This window comes from Ensifer sp. 22460, assembly GCF_052044935.1.
Taxonomy (GTDB): Bacteria; Pseudomonadota; Alphaproteobacteria; order Rhizobiales; family Rhizobiaceae; genus Ensifer.
In genome coordinates this window covers 36,657-54,064 of the sequence record NZ_JBQENZ010000002.1, presented here as the reverse complement: position 1 = coordinate 54,064, position 17,408 = coordinate 36,657, and the positions used below count along the sequence as shown (strand labels likewise).

General features: G+C 64.5%; 15 protein-coding genes and 2 pseudogenes. 10 read left to right on the top strand and 7 right to left on the bottom strand.

The annotated features are described in order from the left end of the window. Window positions 1-48: 48 nt before the first annotated feature. Window positions 49-756, bottom strand: a complete 708-nt coding sequence (ung, locus tag ACTJKM_RS02525; protein WP_057254522.1) for a uracil-DNA glycosylase — start codon at window positions 754-756, stop codon at window positions 49-51. A 225-nt stretch (window positions 757-981) separates the two neighbouring features. Here ung and modA point away from each other — a divergent pair, with 225 nt between their 5' ends. From modA to modC, 3 genes are all read left to right on the top strand, one after another. Beyond that, entirely contained in the window at window positions 982-1,773 is a 792-nt protein-coding gene (gene modA, locus ACTJKM_RS02520) for a molybdate ABC transporter substrate-binding protein (RefSeq protein WP_440659909.1), read from the top strand. Between the two features lie 168 nt (window positions 1,774-1,941). Further along, window positions 1,942-2,643 (top strand): molybdate ABC transporter permease subunit, encoded by a 702-nt coding sequence (gene modB / locus ACTJKM_RS02515; RefSeq protein ID WP_093233588.1) that lies wholly within the window; start codon window positions 1,942-1,944, stop codon window positions 2,641-2,643. Then, entirely contained in the window at window positions 2,640-3,713 is a 1,074-nt protein-coding gene (gene modC, locus ACTJKM_RS02510; protein ID WP_440659908.1) for a molybdenum ABC transporter ATP-binding protein, read from the top strand. Before modB ends, modC begins: the two co-directional genes overlap by 4 nt. Here modC and ACTJKM_RS02505 read toward each other — a convergent pair. Beyond that, window positions 3,707-4,108, bottom strand: a complete 402-nt coding sequence (locus tag ACTJKM_RS02505) for a winged helix-turn-helix domain-containing protein (RefSeq protein ID WP_058325332.1) — start codon at window positions 4,106-4,108, stop codon at window positions 3,707-3,709. The genes modC and ACTJKM_RS02505 overlap by 7 nt on opposite strands. A gap of 184 nt (window positions 4,109-4,292) precedes the next feature. Here ACTJKM_RS02505 and ACTJKM_RS02500 point away from each other — a divergent pair, with 184 nt between their 5' ends. The 7 genes and pseudogenes from ACTJKM_RS02500 (at window position 4,293) to ACTJKM_RS02470 (ending at window position 12,206) form a co-directional block, all read left to right on the top strand. Continuing rightward, the gene (locus ACTJKM_RS02500; RefSeq protein ID WP_440659907.1) at window positions 4,293-5,624 is read left to right on the top strand and encodes an NAD(P)/FAD-dependent oxidoreductase; all 1,332 of its coding nucleotides are present in this window, start codon (window positions 4,293-4,295) and stop codon (window positions 5,622-5,624) included. Between the two features lie 419 nt (window positions 5,625-6,043). Next, window positions 6,044-7,276 carry a 3-methyl-2-oxobutanoate dehydrogenase (2-methylpropanoyl-transferring) subunit alpha gene (locus ACTJKM_RS02495; protein ID WP_057254517.1) on the top strand — a complete coding sequence of 411 codons (1,233 nt, stop codon included), beginning with the start codon at window positions 6,044-6,046 and terminating at the stop codon, window positions 7,274-7,276. Window position 7,277: 1 nt separating this feature from the next. Further along, window positions 7,278-8,291, top strand: coding sequence for an alpha-ketoacid dehydrogenase subunit beta (locus ACTJKM_RS02490; RefSeq protein ID WP_057254516.1), 1,014 nt, complete (start codon window positions 7,278-7,280; stop codon window positions 8,289-8,291). Between the two features lies 1 nt (window position 8,292). Beyond that, window positions 8,293-8,554: pseudogene (locus tag ACTJKM_RS02485) on the top strand (biotin/lipoyl-containing protein); the annotation flags it as partial. Window positions 8,555-8,706: 152 nt separating this feature from the next. Beyond that, window positions 8,707-9,576: pseudogene (locus ACTJKM_RS02480) on the top strand (dihydrolipoamide acetyltransferase family protein); the annotation flags it as partial. A gap of 7 nt (window positions 9,577-9,583) precedes the next feature. Further along, window positions 9,584-10,978: a dihydrolipoyl dehydrogenase gene (lpdA, locus tag ACTJKM_RS02475; RefSeq protein WP_058325305.1), complete on the top strand. Its 1,395-nt coding sequence runs from the start codon at window positions 9,584-9,586 to the stop codon at window positions 10,976-10,978. 46 nt (window positions 10,979-11,024) lie between these two features. Then, on the top strand, window positions 11,025-12,206 hold the full coding sequence (locus tag ACTJKM_RS02470; RefSeq protein WP_440659906.1) for an acetyl-CoA C-acyltransferase: 1,182 nt from the start codon (window positions 11,025-11,027) through the stop codon (window positions 12,204-12,206). Window positions 12,207-12,315: 109 nt separating this feature from the next. Here ACTJKM_RS02470 and purU read toward each other — a convergent pair whose 3' ends face one another. The 5 genes from purU to hmgA all read right to left on the bottom strand — a co-directional run bounded on the left by purU (window position 12,316) and on the right by hmgA (window position 17,382). Then, complete coding sequence (gene purU / locus ACTJKM_RS02465; RefSeq protein ID WP_057254512.1) at window positions 12,316-13,200, bottom strand: formyltetrahydrofolate deformylase; 885 nt, start codon at window positions 13,198-13,200, stop codon at window positions 12,316-12,318. A gap of 194 nt (window positions 13,201-13,394) precedes the next feature. Continuing rightward, window positions 13,395-14,033 (bottom strand): maleylacetoacetate isomerase, encoded by a 639-nt coding sequence (maiA, locus tag ACTJKM_RS02460; RefSeq protein ID WP_440659905.1) that lies wholly within the window; start codon window positions 14,031-14,033, stop codon window positions 13,395-13,397. 29 nt (window positions 14,034-14,062) lie between these two features. Beyond that, a complete protein-coding gene (locus ACTJKM_RS02455) occupies window positions 14,063-15,079 on the bottom strand; it encodes a fumarylacetoacetate hydrolase family protein (RefSeq protein ID WP_057254510.1) in 1,017 nt (338 codons plus the stop codon). Window positions 15,080-15,148: 69 nt separating this feature from the next. Continuing rightward, a complete protein-coding gene (locus tag ACTJKM_RS02450; protein WP_057254509.1) occupies window positions 15,149-16,018 on the bottom strand; it encodes an MBL fold metallo-hydrolase in 870 nt (289 codons plus the stop codon). Next, a complete protein-coding gene (gene hmgA, locus ACTJKM_RS02445) occupies window positions 16,015-17,382 on the bottom strand; it encodes a homogentisate 1,2-dioxygenase (protein ID WP_058325309.1) in 1,368 nt (455 codons plus the stop codon). The genes ACTJKM_RS02450 and hmgA overlap by 4 nt, the downstream gene beginning before the upstream one ends. Window positions 17,383-17,408 lie beyond the last annotated feature (26 nt).

Genomic DNA, 17,408 nt, shown 5'->3' with positions numbered 1-17,408 from the left:
TCTCCGGCGCAAGACCTCACCGCGACAGCGGAAACGTCAACGCCGACCTCAGTTCATTTCGGCGACAGCCGGATCTTCGGGCAGCCGCCAGTCGATCGGATCAAAACCCTTGGATTCCAGGAAGGCATTGGCCTGGGAGAAATGCCGGCAGCCGAGAAAACCGGAATGGGCCGACAAGGGCGAAGGATGCGGCGCGCGCAGCACCAGATGGCGCGACCGGTCGACGAAGGCCGCCTTCTTCTGCGCGTAGGAACCCCAGAGCATGAAGACGACGGGATGATCCGCCTCGTTGACCGCGCGGATGATTGCGTCCGTGAACTTCTCCCAACCGCGCCCCTGGTGTGACGCCGCATTGCCGCGCTCCACCGTCAGCACGCTGTTTAAGAGCAGCACACCTTGCTTCGCCCAGCTTTCGAGGAAGCCGTGTCGCGCCGGCGGAATGCCGAGATCTGTATTCAGTTCCTTATAGATGTTGACGAGCGAGGGCGGTGTTCGGATACCGGGGCGCACGCTGAAGCAGAGCCCGTGCGCCTGGCCGTCGCCGTGATAGGGGTCCTGGCCGAGGATGACGACGCGCACTTTGTCGAGCGGCGTCAGGTCGAGCGCGCGGAAGTATTCAGGTCCCCGCGGAAAAATCTGTCTGCCTTCGTTCCTTTGGGCGAGCAGGAACTGCTTGAGCTCGGCCATATAGGCGCTGGAAAATTCCGGCGCCAGCGCTGCCTTCCAGCTCTCTTCGAGCTTCACCGCCGTTTCCATCGCACCTCCGGTCCATCAATTGGCTTTGAGGCCAGCAATTTAGGCCGCCCGACCGCCATCGCAAGCCCCATCGCGGATGTTGCACGGCTTTTGCCTGGAGCGGATGGGCGCGCCGGACGCCGCGCTAGCCGTCTACAAGAGCATTGTATTTCAATGGATACAACGCTAATCAGGAAGCGATATCGTTGTATCCTAAGAGATATCACGCTTCGTTGGAGGAAATCGATGATCAAGAGAAGAGACTGGCTGAAGGGCCTGGTGTTGACACTCTGCCTCGCCTGGGCCGGTACCACCGTCATGCCGGCATCGGCGCAGGCCGAAGAGAAGGTAACGGTCTTTGCGGCCGCTAGCCTCAAGAACGCGCTCGATGCGATCAATGCCGAGTGGCAGAAGGAAAGCGGCAAGGAAACGACCGTTTCCTACGCGGCAAGCTCGGCACTCGCCAAGCAGATCGAACAGGCCGCCCCAGCCGATGTCTTCATCTCTGCCGATCTTGCCTGGATGGACTATCTCACGGACAAGAAGTTGATCAAGGACGACACCCGCTCCAACCTGCTCGGCAACCGCATCGTACTCGTTTCCGGCAAGGCCGACGCAGCAGCCGTCGATATCAAGCAGGGCTTCGACCTGGCAGCCATGCTCGGCGACGGTCGCCTCGCCATGGGTGCCGTCGATTCCGTTCCGGCCGGCAAATACGGCAAGGCGGCGCTCGAAAAGCTCGGCGCCTGGAAGGCCGTAGAGCCCAAGGTCGCCGGCGCCGAAAGCGTGCGCGCGGCACTCCTCCTCGTCTCGCGCGGCGAAGCACCCTATGGCATCGTCTACCAGACCGACGCGGCCGCCGACCCGGGCGTGAAGGTCGTCGGTACCTTCCCGGAAGACAGCCATCCGCCGATCATCTATCCGATTGCGATTACCGCCGAGAGCAAGAGCCCGGATGCCGCCGCCTATGTCGACTTCGTCAAGTCGGCGAAGGCAGCCGCCCTCTTCGAAAAGCAGGGCTTCACCGTCCTTAAGTAATCGGCCTGAAAAGGCGGTGGATCTCGGCTGTCCAGAGGCAGGCGAAGCATCTATCGTCACGTGTCGCCCGCGCCCAAACGCGGGCGACGCGATCATTTGTCAGAGGCGGGGGGCGGACGCAGGCGGACAGCCACATCCCACCGGCCTCGTATCGGGGAGCGACATCTGTTGGACTGGCTTGCAGTAAGCGATGCGGAATGGACGGCGATCCTTTTGAGCCTGCGCGTCGCAACCGTCGCGATGATCTGCAGCCTGCCCTTCGCGCTCGCCATCGCCATGCTGCTCGCGCGCGGCCGTTTCTGGGGCAAGACGCTGCTGAATGGTCTCGTTCACCTGCCGCTGATCCTGCCGCCGGTCGTTACCGGCTTCCTGCTGCTCCTGCTCTTCGGGCGCCGCGGACCGCTCGGCGCCTTCTTTGCCGACTACTTCGGTTTGGTCTTCTCCTTCCGCTGGACGGGCGCGGCGCTCGCCAGCGCGGTCATGGCCTTTCCGCTGATGGTGCGCAGCATCCGCCTGTCGATCGAAGCAATCGACCGCAAGCTCGAGGACGCAGCGACCACGCTCGGCGCCAGCCCGCCCTGGGTCTTTGCCACCGTCACCCTGCCGCTGATCATCCCCGGCATCATCGCCGGCATGATCATCGCCTTTGCCAAGGCGATGGGCGAGTTCGGCGCGACGATCACCTTCGTCTCCAACATTCCCGGCGAGACACAGACGCTGTCGTCTGCGATCTACACCTTCACCCAGGTGCCGGGTGGCGACGCCGGTGCCATGCGACTGACGATCATTTCAATCGTCATTTCCATGGCCGCGCTCATCTTCTCCGAACTGCTGGCGACATTCGCCGCCCGTCGGGTGGCGGCCCAATGAGCCTCACCGTCGAAGCCCGCCACCAGTTCGGCAGTTTCTCGCTCGATGCCGCCTTCACCTCGGACGGCGGCGTTACCGCGCTGTTCGGTCGCTCCGGCTCCGGCAAGACCTCGCTGATCAATATCATCGCCGGGTTGTTGAAGCCGCAAAGCGGTCGCGTTGTGCTCGATGGCGACGTCATCGCCGACAGCGAGCGCCGGATTTTTACCCCGGTGCATCGCCGCCGCTTCGGCTATGTCTTCCAGGAAGCACGCCTCTTTCCGCATTTGAGCGTGCGCCGCAATCTTTCCTATGGCCGCTGGTTCGCCGGCAAGAGCGGCTCCGGTGGCGACTTTGCGCGCATTGTCGAGATGCTCGGGATCGGCCATCTGCTGGAACGCAACCCTTCAGCCCTGTCCGGTGGCGAACGGCAGCGCGTCGCGATCGGCCGTGCGTTGCTCACCGCACCGCGCCTGCTCCTGATGGATGAGCCGCTCGCCGCACTCGACGAGGCCCGCAAGGCCGAGATTCTGCCCTATCTCGAACGGCTGCGTGACGATGCCGGCGTCCCGATCGTCTATGTCAGCCATTCCGTCGGCGAAGTCGCCCGGCTGGCGCGCCGCGTCGTCGTCCTCGAAAACGGCCGGGTCACCGCATCGGGCGCGGCCGCCGAGGTCTTGAGCGCGCCGGCCGCCATGCTCGCCACCGGCAGGCGCGAGGCCGGCGTCCTGCTGGAAGGCGTGGTCGAGGGAACCGATCCGTCCCACGAACTGACGACGGTCCGGGTCGGACGGGAACGGCTGCGCATTGCGGGTGTCAGCGCGGCACCCGGCAGCAGGCTTCGCCTGCACGTCGCCGCGCGCGACGTCATGCTGGCGACATCAAGACCTGTGGAGATCAGCGCGCTCAACGTGCTGGAAGGGCGCATCCTTGCGATCACGACGGAGGAAGACGGCAGCGTCGATGTCAGGGTGACTTGCGGCGATGCGACGATTGCCGCCCGCATCACCCGCTTTTCACGCGACGCGCTTGCGCTTGTTCCCGGCAAGACGGTCTACGCCATCATAAAATCGGTGGCGATCGATCACTGAGCTTTGCCCGGAACGACCTCGCCAGCGCCTGCTGGCGGATCGCTGCCGCGAACGGATTCGAGCCAGGCAAGATCCTCGGCGATCGCGGCTTGCGTTTTTTCCTCCATCTCGCGGTAGCGCCGGATCAACGTTTCGCCGAAAGGTGTCACCTGCGCCCCGCCACCCTGTTTGCCGCCGCGCTGCGACTCGACCGAAGGCTCGGAGAACATCCGGTTCAAAGCATCGACCAGCAGCCAGGCGCGCCGATAGGACATGTCCATCGCCCGGCCGGCCGCAGAGATCGACCCGGTCTCGCGGATCAACTCCAACAGCATGATCTTGCCGCGGCCGAGCCGGGCGGCGGGCGGAAAATCGATGCGCAGGACGGGGCGAAGATCGGGGCGGCTCTCACTCATGCGGGCGAGCATAGAAGCTCCCCGGGCAAACCGGAAGTCCGCCCGATGGCGAGGCGGACCAGCTTTCCCAAACAAAGTGAGCCGGCAAACCCAAGCTTTCGAGCAATGGCCAGATAGCAGGTCTTGATCTCGCGGCGGCGGCATGCACCGATGACCGCGACACGTCCTGCCCGAAAGTCCCCCCATGCCCGGTCCCACGCTTGATCCCATCGCCACCGATACCGCCCTGCCCGCCAAGGCCGACGTCGTGATCGTCGGTGGCGGTATCATCGGCGTCAGCACGGCCCTCTTCCTCGCCGAACGCGGCATCGATGTCGTGCTTTGCGAAAAAGGCATGCCGGGAGCGGAGCAGTCGAGCCGCAACTGGGGCTGGGTGCGCGTCATGGGCCGCGACGAGCGCGAGATCCCGCTGGCGATCGAGGCGTTGAAGATCTGGGATACACTCGACACCCGTGTCGGCGGCGAGACCGGCTTTCGCCGCAGCGGCATTCTCTACATCTCCGAGAATGAACGTGATGCCGCCAACCGCGATGCCTGGCTCGCGATGGCCAAACCCTATGGCGTCGACAGTCGGCAGCTTGGCGCTGATGCGACCGCGGCGGCGATGCCGAGCGCCGCCCTTCGCTATGAAGGTGCGCTCTTCACCCCAAGCGACGGCCGGGCAGAACCGCAAAAGGCCGTGCCTGCGATCGTTGCCGGCGCCCGCCGCGCCGGAGCGCGCATCTTGACCGGCTGCGCCGTGCGTGGCGTCGAGCGGGCGGCCGGGCGGATCTCCGCGGTTGTGACCGAGAAGGGTCGCATCGAAACTTCGACGGTCGTCGTCGCCGGCGGTGCCTGGTCGCGACTGTTCCTCAAGAGCCTTGGCATCCGCCTGCCGCAACTGAAAGTGCGCAACACGGTCGTGAGAACCGGCCCGGCTTCCGGGGGACCGGAAGGCGCCGGCGCAACCGCAACTTACGCCTACCGCAAGCGGCTCGACGGCGGCTACACGATTGCCGACGGCGCGGCCAATCTGCACGCGATCGTGCCCGACAGCTTCGCGTTCTTCCGCGATTTCCAGCCGGCGCGAAAGGCGGAAGGCGAGGCCGTGCAGGTCGGCCTCAGCGCCCAGAGCTGGAACGAGCTGTTCCAAATCGGCGCCGTCCCGCTCGATCGCCCGGGCGCCTTCGAGCGCCACCGCGTGCTTGATCCCAACCCGGATTCCCGCCGCGCACTTCATGCTCTCGACGCCGCCGCAAAAGCCTTCCCGTTTCTGCGTGAGGCCAAGGTGCAGCAGATCTGGGCCGGCCTGATCGACGTGACGCCGGATGCCGTTCCGGTGATTTCAGCGGCAGAAGGCGTTCCGGGACTGATCATCGCGACCGGATTTTCGGGCCACGGTTTCGGCATCGGACCGGGCGCCGGGCACCTCGTTGCGGATCTCGTGACCGGAGATAAACCGGTCGTCGACCCCACCCCATTCCGGCTCTCGCGCTTCCTCGACGGGACACCGATTACGATCGCCCCGCCGGTTTGATCGCCGTACGGCGAAACGCCCGCGAAAGAAAATTACAAGCAGCGACCGGCAAGGCCATGCGCAACACAACGCGTGAGCGCACTCCCGGCAGGATTCTATCTTTCTTCGTCTGCCCCTGCCCCGCAACACGGAAAGACCTTCATAAGCCCCGGAACTCGTGGCAGTCTGTGAGTATTCCCGTCGGGAGAGCGGGGCTTAGGAGGAGTGTACGCAGACCTCAGGCAGAGGAGCCGTGTGAGGTCGGAACGTACGTCTTCGCATATGTCAGTCCGATCGTTTTCCCGATTTAGAGCATTTCCAGCAAAACTGCGTAGCGGTTTTGCGTCCGGAAATGCGTGAAAACAGAGATGAAGAGCGGTTCAATTGGAACCGATCTTTGATTTGGTGCGCTGCGCACTCCGGAGGAGGCCGGAAACTGCATGAGCGATCTCGATCGACTTAGCCTGCATGTCCCCGAACCCGCCGTTCGGCCCGGTGGCCAGCCGGATTTCTCCAACGTCAAGATCCCGAAGGCCGGCTCCGTTCCGCGCCCGGAGGTGGACGTCGCGCCGGAAGAGATGCGCGATCTCGCCTATTCGATCATTCGCGTCTTGAACCGTGACGGCGAAGCGGTCGGCCCCTGGGCCGGTCTGCTGTCCGACGACGAGCTTCTGGCTGGTCTCAAGCACATGATGACGCTGCGCGCCTTCGACGCGCGCATGGTGATGGCGCAGCGTCAGGGCAAGACCTCGTTCTACATGCAGCACCTGGGCGAAGAGGCCGTTAGCTGCGCCTTCCGCAAGGCGTTGGTGAAGGGTGACATGAACTTCCCGACCTATCGCCAGGCCGGTCTTCTGATCGCCGACGGCTATCCCATGGTCGAGATGATGAACCAGATCTTCTCGAACGAGAGCGATCCCTTGCGCGGCCGGCAGCTGCCGATCATGTATTCCTCCAAGGAGCATGGCTTCTTCACCATCTCCGGCAACCTCGCAACCCAATATGTGCAGGCTGTCGGCTGGGCGATGGCGTCGGCGATCAAGCGCGACACCAAGATCGCCGCGGCCTGGATCGGTGACGGCTCGACGGCGGAATCGGACTTCCACTCGGCGCTGGTCTTTGCCTCCACCTACAAGGCGCCTGTCATCCTCAACATCGTCAACAATCAGTGGGCGATCTCCACATTCCAGGGCATCGCGCGCGGCGGCTCCGGCACCTTTGCCGCCCGCGGCCTCGGCTTCGGCATTCCGGCGCTGCGCGTCGACGGCAACGACTATCTCGCCGTTTACGCCGTCGCCAAATGGGCGGCCGAGCGCGCAAGGCGCAATCTCGGGCCGACGCTGATCGAATACGTCACCTATCGCGTCGGCGCGCATTCGACCTCCGACGACCCGAGCGCCTACCGACCGAAGACGGAATCGGAGGCCTGGCCGCTCGGCGATCCCGTCCTCCGGCTGAAAAAGCACCTGATCCTGCGCGGCGCCTGGTCCGAAGAGCGCCACACCCAGGCGGAAGCCGAAATCGTCGATGCGGTAATCCAGGCACAGAAACAGGCCGAAGGCCACGGCACCTTGCATGCCGGCGGCAAGCCGTCGGTGCGCGACATCTTCGAGGGCGTCTATGCCGAGATGCCGCCGCACATTCGCCGCCAGCGGCAGAAGGCAGGATACTGACATGGCCAGAATGACAATGATCGAAGCCGTGCGCAGCGCCATGGACGTCTCCATGGAGCGCGACGACAATGTCGTCGTCTTCGGCGAGGACGTCGGCTATTTCGGCGGCGTCTTCCGCTGCACGCAAGGGCTCCAGGCGAAGTACGGCAAGACCCGCTGTTTCGACGCGCCGATCAGCGAAAGCGGCATCGTCGGCACGGCGATCGGCATGGCGGCCTATGGGCTGAAGCCCTGCGTCGAGATCCAGTTCGCCGACTACATGTACCCGGCCTACGACCAGATCACCCAGGAAGCGGCCCGCATCCGCTACCGCTCCAACGGCGATTTCACCTGCCCGATCGTGCTGCGCATGCCGACCGGCGGCGGCATCTTCGGCGGCCAGACCCACAGCCAGAGCCCGGAAGCGCTCTTCACCCATGTCTGCGGCCTCAAGGTCGTGGTGCCCTCCAATCCCTATGACGCCAAGGGCCTGCTGATCGCTTCGATCGAAGATCCCGATCCGGTGATGTTCCTGGAGCCGAAGCGGCTCTATAACGGCCCCTTCGACGGCCATCACGACCGACCCGTCATTCCCTGGTCGAAACACGATCTCGGCGAGGTACCCGAAGGCCACTACACCATCCCGATCGGCAAGGCGGAGATCCGCCGTCAGGGCTCCGCCGTCACCGTCGTCGCCTATGGCACCATGGTGCACGTGGCGCTTGCAGCGGCCGAGGAAACCGGCATCGACGCCGAGGTGATCGACCTGCGCAGCTTGCTGCCACTCGATCTCGATACGATCGTGAAGTCGGTGGAAAAGACCGGTCGCTGCGTCGTTGTGCATGAGGCCACGCTCACGTCAGGCTTCGGCGGCGAAGTGGCCTCGCTCGTCCAGGAGCATTGCTTCTACCATCTCGAAGCGCCCGTCGTGCGCGTTGCCGGCTGGGACACGCCCTACCCACACGCCCAGGAATGGGACTATTTCCCCGGCCCCGCGCGCGTCGGACGCGCGCTCGTCGAAGTGATGGAGGCCTGACATGGGCGAATTCGTAATCAAGATGCCCGATGTCGGCGAAGGCGTGGCTGAGGCCGAACTCGTGGAATGGCACGTGAAGCCTGGCGATCCCGTTCGCGAGGACATGGTGCTCGCCGCCGTCATGACCGACAAGGCGACCGTCGAAATCCCCTCGCCCGTCACCGGAACCGTGCTCTGGCTCGGTGCCGAAGTGGGTGACACCGTCGCGGTGAAGGCGCCGCTGGTGCGCATCGAGATCGCCGGCGAAGGGGAAGCGGCGGCACCGGCTGTTGACGACAAGCTGACAGCAAAGGCGGAAGAGAAACCCGCCGTAAAGGCCGAGGCGCCCGCCCCTGTCGCCAAGCCTACGCAACCCGTCAAAGTCGAGGCGAAGGCACCGATCGCGAATGGCCACGTGACCGGCGAGCGGCTGGAAAAAGCACTGGCCTCGCCGGCCGTGCGCCTGCGCGCCAAGGAAAGCGGCGTCGACCTGCGCCAGGTGGCCGGCACCGGTCCGGCCGGCCGCATCACTCATGATGATCTCGACCAGTTCATCGCCCGCGGCGCCCAGCCGGCGCCGGCGCCCGCCGGCCTGCAGCGCAAGACCGCGGTCGACGAGATCAAGATGACCGGCCTTCGCCGCCGCATCGCCGAGAAGATGTCGCTTTCGACCTCGCGCATTCCCCACATCACCTATGTGGAAGAAGTGGATATGACAGCGCTCGAGGACCTGCGGACGACGATGAACCGCGACCGCAAGCCGGACCAGCCGAAGCTGACGATCCTGCCCTATCTGATGCGCGCGCTGGTCCGCACCATTGCCGATCAGCCCGCCGTCAACGCGATCTTCGACGACGGTCCCGGCATCATCCACCGCCATCACGCCGTCCACATCGGCATCGCCACCCAGACACCCGCCGGCCTCACCGTCCCGGTCGTGCGCCATGCCGAGGCACGCGGCATCTGGGACTGCGCCACCGAACTCAACCGCCTGGCGGAAGCGGCCCGCACCGGCACGGCCACCCGCGACGAGTTGACCGGGTCGACGATCACCATCTCGTCGCTCGGCGCGCTCGGCGGCATCGTCACCACCCCGGTCATCAACCATCCGGAAGTGGCGATCGTCGGCGTCAACAAGCTTGCGATCCGGCCCGTCTGGGACGGCACGCAGTTCGTGCCGCGCAAGATCATGAACCTGTCCTCGAGCTTCGATCACCGCGTCATCGACGGCTGGGATGCGGCCGTCTTCGTGCAGCGGCTGAAGACCCTGCTCGAAACGCCGGCGCTTATATTCGTGGAGGCCTGAGGCGATCATGAAGGAAATTTCCTGCAAGCTGCTCGTGATCGGCGCCGGCCCCGGCGGCTACATCGCAGCCATCCGCGCCGGCCAGCTCGGCATCGACACGGTCATCGTCGAAAAGGCCAAGGCCGGCGGCACCTGCCTCAATGTCGGTTGCATTCCCTCCAAGGCCCTGATCCACGCGGCCGAAGAGTTTCACAAGCTGCGCGCGGCCGCCTCCGGCCGCAACCCGCTCGGCCTCTCTCTGGCCAATCCGTCGATCGACCTCGCCCATACCGTCGCCTGGAAGGACGGCATCGTCGGCCGGCTGAACGGCGGCGTCACCGGGCTTCTGAAAAAGGCCGGCGTCAAGGCCGTGATCGGCGCCGCCCGCTTCGTCGATGGCAAGACCGTCGATGTCGAGACCGAAATCGGGCTGCAGCGCATCCGCGCCGAAGCGATCGTCATTGCCACGGGCTCGGCGCCGGTCGAACTGCCGGACCTGCCCTTCGGCGGGCCGATCATTTCCTCGACGGAAGCCTTGTCGCTGAAGAGCGTGCCGAAGAGCCTCGCCGTCATCGGCGGCGGCTATATCGGTCTGGAACTGGGCACCGCCTTCGCCAAGCTCGGCAGCCATGTCACCATCGTCGAGGCGCTGACGCGCATCCTGCCGCAGTACGACGCGGATCTGACGAAGCCGATCGCCAAGCGCCTCGGCGAGCTCGGCATCGAAGTCTTCACCCAGACGGTTGCCAAGAGCTACTCCGCCGAGACCGGCAGCCTGCATGCCGAGCACAACGGTCGCGCCATCGATGTCGCCGCCGAAAAGGTGCTCGTCACCGTCGGCCGCAAGCCGGTGACCGAAGGCTTCGGCCTGGAGGAGATCGACCTCGACCGTACCGGCCGCTTCATCCGCATCGACGACCAGTGCCGGACGTCCATGCGCGGCATCTACGCGATCGGCGACGTCACCGGCGAGCCGATGCTGGCGCACCGCGCCATGGCGCAAGGCGAAATGGTGGCGGAGATCGTCGCCGGCCACAAGCGCAGTTGGGACAAGCGCTGCATCCCCGCCGTCTGCTTCACCGATCCCGAGATCGTCACATCAGGGCTCTCACCCGACGAGGCGCGCGCGAGCGGCATCGAGATCAAGATCGGCCAGTTCCCCTTCCAGGCGAACGGCCGGGCGATGACGACGCTTGCGGAAGACGGTTTTGTCCGCATCGTTGCCCGCGCCGACAACCACCTGGTGCTCGGCATCCAGGCCGTCGGCCACGGCGTCTCGGAACTCTCGGCAAGCTTCAGCCTGGCGATTGAGATGGGCGCGCGGCTCGAAGACATCGCCGGCACGATCCATGCCCACCCGACACAATCGGAGGCCTTCCAGGAGTCCGCGCTGAAGGCACTGGGGCACGCGCTGCATATCTGACGGTGGCCACCCACTAGCGCCAACCATTGCCGTATGGGAGAAAGACATGAGCAGAATTGACCCTATCGTCATCGTTTCGGCGGCCCGCACCCCGATGGGCGCCTTTCAGGGCAGCCTCAAGGATCTGACTGCGCCGGAAATCGGCGCCGTCGCGCTGAAGGCAGCACTTGATCGCGCCGGCCTTGATGCCGTCGACGAGGTGCTGATGGGCAATGTGCTGCCGGCCGGCATTGGCCAGAACCCGGCGCGCCAGGCCGCTCTTGGCGCGGGCCTCGGCAAGGAAACGCCGTCGACGACCATCTCCAAGGTCTGCGGTTCCGGCATGAAAGCGCTGATGCTCGGCCACGACGCGCTCCTTTCGGGCAGCGCGTCGGTGCTTGCCGTCGGCGGCATGGAGTCGATGACCAACGCCCCGTATCTGCTGCCGAAGGCGCGTGGCGGTTTCCGCCTGGGGCATGGTGAGGTCAAGGATCATATGTTCCTCGACGGCCTCGAAGACGCCTACTCCGGTCGGCTGATGGGCACCTATGCCGAGGATACGGCCGAACACTACCAGTTCTCGCGCACCGATCAGGACGCGTTTGCGCTTCGCTCGCTGGAGCGCGCCAACCGGGCGGCTGAGGATGGTTCCTTTGCCGAGGAAATAGTGGCGGTTAGCGGCGCCGGCAAACGCCAGACCGCCAACCTTGATCGCGACGAGCAGCCGACCAAATCGGATCCGGCAAAGATCCCGAAGCTGAAAGCCGCCTTCCGTGACGGCGGCAGCGTGACGGCGGCCAATTCGTCGTCGATCTCCGACGGTGCAGCGGCGCTGATCTTGATGCGCGCAAGCGAGGCGGAAAAGCGCGGGCTCACGCCCCTTGCCATCGTCGCTGGCCATGCCGGCCATGCGCAGGAACCGGCCTGGTTTACCACCGCGCCGATCGGCGCGATCGACAAGCTGATGGCCAAGCTCGCCTGGGAGAAGGGCAGCGTCGGCCTCTACGAAATCAACGAGGCCTTCGCCGTGGTGGCGATGGCCGCGATCCGCGATCTCGGCCTCTCCGACGATATCGTCAACATTAACGGCGGCGCCTGCGCGCTCGGCCACCCGATCGGCGCATCCGGCGCCCGCATCATCGTGACGCTCTTGCACGCCATGCGCGCGAAGGGCGTCAAGCGCGGCATTGCCTCGCTCTGCATCGGCGGCGGCGAGGCGACGGCGGTCGGACTGGAACTGTTGCACTAACAAATGAGCGCCACCGGTCGAAACGGGTGGCGCTTCTCATTTTCAGCGGACGATTTGTCCCCCGAGCCTCTCACCCGCTTGGCGGCGAGAGGGCCGGATTTCCCATACCTCAGCCCATGCGCTCGGAAGCGTAGGAACCCGGGCTCGGCGGGAAGACGACGACGCGGTTGCCGTTGATGAAGCAGCGGTTGTGGATATGGGCGTGTACCGCACGGGCCAACACCTGGCTCTCGACGTCGCGGCCGATCGAGACATAGTCTTCCGCGCTCTGGGCATGGGTGATGCGGGCGATATCCTGCTCGATGATCGGGCCCTCGTCGAGATCGGCGGTGACATAGTGCGCCGTCGCGCCGATCAGCTTCACGCCGCGCTCATAGGCCTGCTTGTAGGGGTTGGCGCCCTTGAACGACGGCAGGAAGGAGTGGTGGATGTTGATGATGCGGCCCGACATCTTCTTGCAGAGCGCATCGGACAGAACCTGCATATAGCGGGCGAGCACGATCAGGTCGGCGCCGGTCTGTTCGACGAGCTCTAGGAGCTGGGCTTCCGCCTTCGGCTTGTTCTCCTTCGTCACCTTGATGTAGTGGAAGGGAATGTCGTGGTTGACCACCACCTTCTGATAGTCGAAGTGGTTGGAGACGACCCCGACGATATCGATCGGCAGCGCGCCGATCTTCCAGCGGTAGAGCAGGTCGTTGAGGCAATGGCCGAAACGCGACACCATCAGCAGCACCTTCATGCGCTCTTCGCTGTCGCGGATCTCCGCATTCATGTCGAAGCGCTTGACCACCGGCTCGAAGCCCGCTTTCAGCTCGTCGAGCGTGGCGCCCTCCTGGCTGATGAACGTGAGGCGCATGAAGAACAGGCCGGTTTCGAGGTCATCGAACTGCGAACTGTCCGAAATGTAACAGCCCTTTTCGGCGAGATAGCCGGTGATGGCGGCAACGATGCCACGGGTGGTCTTGCAGCTGACGTTCAGCACATAGCTTTTCATCGGTAGATCTCTCGCTCCAGAGGTTTTTCCGGCCCCCCTTATACGGCCAGTCACACAAAAACTAGCGCGGCCTTGGCCCGGCCGTCGATCCATTCGCGACATCCGTTTGACGGAACCGGCCAGATGAGGCCGGTCAGCACAAGGCAGCTTCAGTCAGATGATGTCTGAAGGAACAGAACGGACAACCGCACCGGTCAGCGCGGCGTGCGATCCGGGTGAGCGCGGGCGAATGCCTCGATCTCCGAACAATTCTGATCGATCGCGACAAGCCGTGGGCAAGCGCTGAGATCCACCTCCCAGCGGCGGGCATTGTAGACCTGCGGCACGAGGCAGAAATCCGCCATCGACGGGCTGTCGCCATGGCAGAACCGGCCGGTTGCGGGATGGTCGAGCAGCTGTTCGAAGGCGGCAAGTCCCTCGCCGATGAACTTGCGCATCCAGTTGCGCCGCGCCGCCTCACCGTCCTCGGCATTGGCCATGACATAGGAGATCACGTCGAGATTGCAGACGGGATGGATGTCCATCGCGATCGCGTGGGAGAGCATGCGCACCCGCTGGCGCCCGACGGCATCGTCAGGCAGGAAACCGGCATTGCTGCGTGTCTCGGCGAGATATTCGATGGTGGCGAGCGATTGCGTGAACCGCTCGCCATCGATGTCGAGAACGGGCACGAGCCCCTGCGGATTGCGCGCCAGATGCTCCGGCGCCTTGTGCGCCTTGGCGAGCAGATCGACCGGCACCGAACGATAGCTTTCGCCGAGGCTGTTGAGCGCGATACGCACCCGATAGCTCGCCGACGAACGCCAGTAGTCGTAAAGGACGGTCTCGCTCATGCCTTTGCCCGTTCTTGTCGTTCAGCCGTTTAGGCCTTGTTGTAGGCTTCGACGGTCTGTTCGATAGCGCCGAAGATCGAATGGCCGGTCTTGTCCTTCATCTCGATGCGCACGACGTCACCGACCCTCAGGAAATGCGTCTTCGCCGCACCACCGACGATGGTTTCGATCATGCGCAGCTCCGCGATGCAGGAATAACCGGCACCGCCCTCTGCGACCGGCTTGCCCGGTCCGCCGTCAAGCTTGTTGGAGACCGTGCCCGAGCCGATAATCGTGCCGGCAGAAAGCGGCCGGGTCTTGGCCGCATGCGCGACCAGTTGGGCGAAATCGAAGGTCATGTCGATGCCGGCATTGGCTCGGCCGAAGGGCTTGCCGTTGATGTCGACGCAGAGCGGCAGATGCAGCTTGCCGCCGTCCCAGGCCTCACCCAATTCATCCGGGGAAACGGCGACCGGCGAAAAGGCAGAAGACGGCTTTGACTGGAAGAAGCCGAAACCCTTGGCAAGCTCGGCCGGGATGAGGCCACGCAACGATACGTCGTTGACCAGCATCACCAGGCGGATCGCAGCGCGCGCCTCGTCATTGGTAGCGCCCATCGGCACGTCGTCGACGATGACGGCGACCTCGCCCTCCATGTCGACGCCCCAGCTTTCGTCGGCAAGCGGGATCGGATCGCGCGGCGCGATGAAGCTGTCGGAGCCGCCTTGATACATCAGCGGGTCGGTCCAGAAGCTTGCCGGCATTTCGGCATTGCGGGCCTTGCGGACGAGCTCGACGTGATTGACGTAGGCCGAGCCGTCGGCCCATTGGTAAGCGCGCGGCAACGGCGACAGGGCGTCGTGTTCATGGAACCGGATCGTCGGCTGCGAGCCGGTCTCGATCCCCTCGGCCACGCGGGCAAGCCGCGGGCCTGCGTGTTCCCAGTCGTCGAGCGCTGCCTGCAGCGTACGGGCGATATGCCCGACCTCGGAGCAGCGGGTGAGATCGCGAGAGACGACCACGAGCTTTCCGTCGCGCGTACTGTCCTTGAGTGTCGCCAGTTTCATGCAGTCCTCCCTCTCAATCTTCTCATTGTTCCGGACCGAAAGCCGCTGCGCGGCCTTCGCGGAGTTGTTTTAAGCGGGCGAATCGTCCGCAAGTCTCACAACAAGGCCGTCGGCGGCGATCGTCAAGGCGCCTGCCCAGCTTTTGCGGGTCGCCGCAATCCAATGGCCTTGCGTTATCTCGGGATCATCGGCCGGAATGAGGTGGTGCAGCACCAGCCGACCGACGCCGGCGGACGTTGCGATCGCGGCCGCCTGTTCGGCGAATGTGTGGCTCGCAAGCAGGTGCTCCTTCAATCGCGCGCCGTTGCCGGTGCGCGCCACCAGCCGGTCGACGCCTTCGGCGAGCATCGCTTCGTGCACGAGAATGTCAGCCCCTCGGGCGAAATCGGCGAGCGGCGGAAAATAGGCCGTATCAGCGGAAAAGACGACCGAGCCCTCCGCATGATCGAACCGCAGCGCGAAACAGTCGGTGACTGGCGGATGATCGACGCGTAGCGCCGACACGGTCAGGCCGTTCTCCGAAAAGACCGCGCCCTCGGAAAACTCGACGACGTCGACAAGAGCGCACAGGTCCGGCCGGCCTTCGTCGACGATGCGAATGTCGATGTCGAAGGCCATCGCCTGAAGGAAGCCCTGCCAATAGGCACGTGTCCCGGCGGGGCCGAAGACGCGCACTGGATGCGCGAGCCCCGCGGTCCAGGCCGTGTGGATCAACGGACCAAGCTCAAGCACATGATCCGAATGCAGGTGGGTGATGACGATCAGGTCCAGCGCCTTCAGCGGCACGCCGGCATCCGTTACTCCGCGGGTAACGCCAAGGCCGCAATCGACCACGATCGAACGGCCGCCGATTTGAAGCAATGACGAGGTCGGCCACGGGCCGCCCGGCCGGATCGCCGGACCACCCTTGCTGCCAAGCAAAACGAGGCGTGAACTCAAGACCAATCGCCTTCCGGCGTCCCGTTGAAGCGCTTCTTGAGATCCGTCCAGCAGTCGATGTAGTTGTCCTGCAACGTCTCCAGTTCGGCGGCGAAGCGGGTCAGCTGCTGTGGGAAGCGGGTCTCGAACATGAAGGCCATCGTATGGTCGAGCTTCACCGGTTTCAACTCACTGTTTGTCGCCTTGTCGTAGCCCGACGCATCCGGCCCATGTGCCAGCATCATGTTGTGCAGGCTCATGCCGCCGGGCACGAAGCCCTCTTCCTTGGCGTCATAGCGGCCGTAGATCAGCCCCATGAACTCGCTCATGATGTTGCGGTGGTACCAGGGCGGCCGGAAGGTGTGCTCGGCCACCAGCCAACGCGGCGGGAAGATGACGAAATCGATGTTCGCCGTACCCTCTTCGCCCGAGGGTGCCGTCAGCACCGTGAAGATCGACGGGTCCGGATGATCGAAGAGGATGGCGCCAACCGGCGAGTAGGTCTTGAGGTCGTATTTGTAGGGCGCGTAGTTGCCGTGCCAGGCGACGACGTCGAGCGGTGAATGGCCGATCTCGGTCACATGGAAGCCGCCGCACCACTTCACATGCACGCGGCAAGGCGTCTCCTTCTCCTCGAAGGCGGCGACCGGCGTCTTGAAGTCGCGCGGATTGGCAAGGCAGTTGGCGCCGATCGGGCCGCGATCCGGCAATGTGAACTTGGCGCCATAGTTCTCGCAGATATAGCCGCGCCAGACCTTCTCTTCACCAAGCCGCGTCACCTTGAACATGGTGCCGCGCGGCACGATGCAGATTTCCGAGGGCTCCACATCCATCTTGCCGAGTTCCGTGAAGACCTGGATCGCGCCCGCTTCCGGAACGATCAAGAGTTCGCCGTCGGCATTGAAGAAATAGTCGTCCACCATGTCGGCGTTGAAGGCATAGGCATGGGCCGCCATTCCGGTCTGCGTCGGCGCATCGCCCGCCGTCGTCATGGTGCGGATGCCCTCAAGGAAGTTCAGTTTTTCCGAGGGCGCCGGCAACGGGTTCCAGCGCAACTGGCCGAGCGCCAGGGAATGCTCGGCCACATGCGGCGCCGTCTTCCAGTGCGGATAGTCGATCTTGGAAAACCGCCCGGTGTGGCGGACGCTCGGGCGGATGCGGTAGAGCCAGGAGCGCTCGTTGGTGCCGCGCGGCGCGGTAAAGGGCGAGCCGGAGAGCTGCTCGGCATAGAGCCCGTAGGCGCATTTCTGTGGACTGTTCTGGCCCTGCGGTAGAGCTCCCGGCAGGCTTTCGGTCTCGAAATCATTGCCGAAACCCGGCATGTAGTTGAGCGCCTCGGCTGCGTCAGTCCGTGCCTCGGCCTGTTTTCCTGCCTTGTCGAGCATGGTTCTATCCTCCTCCCTTGAGCATC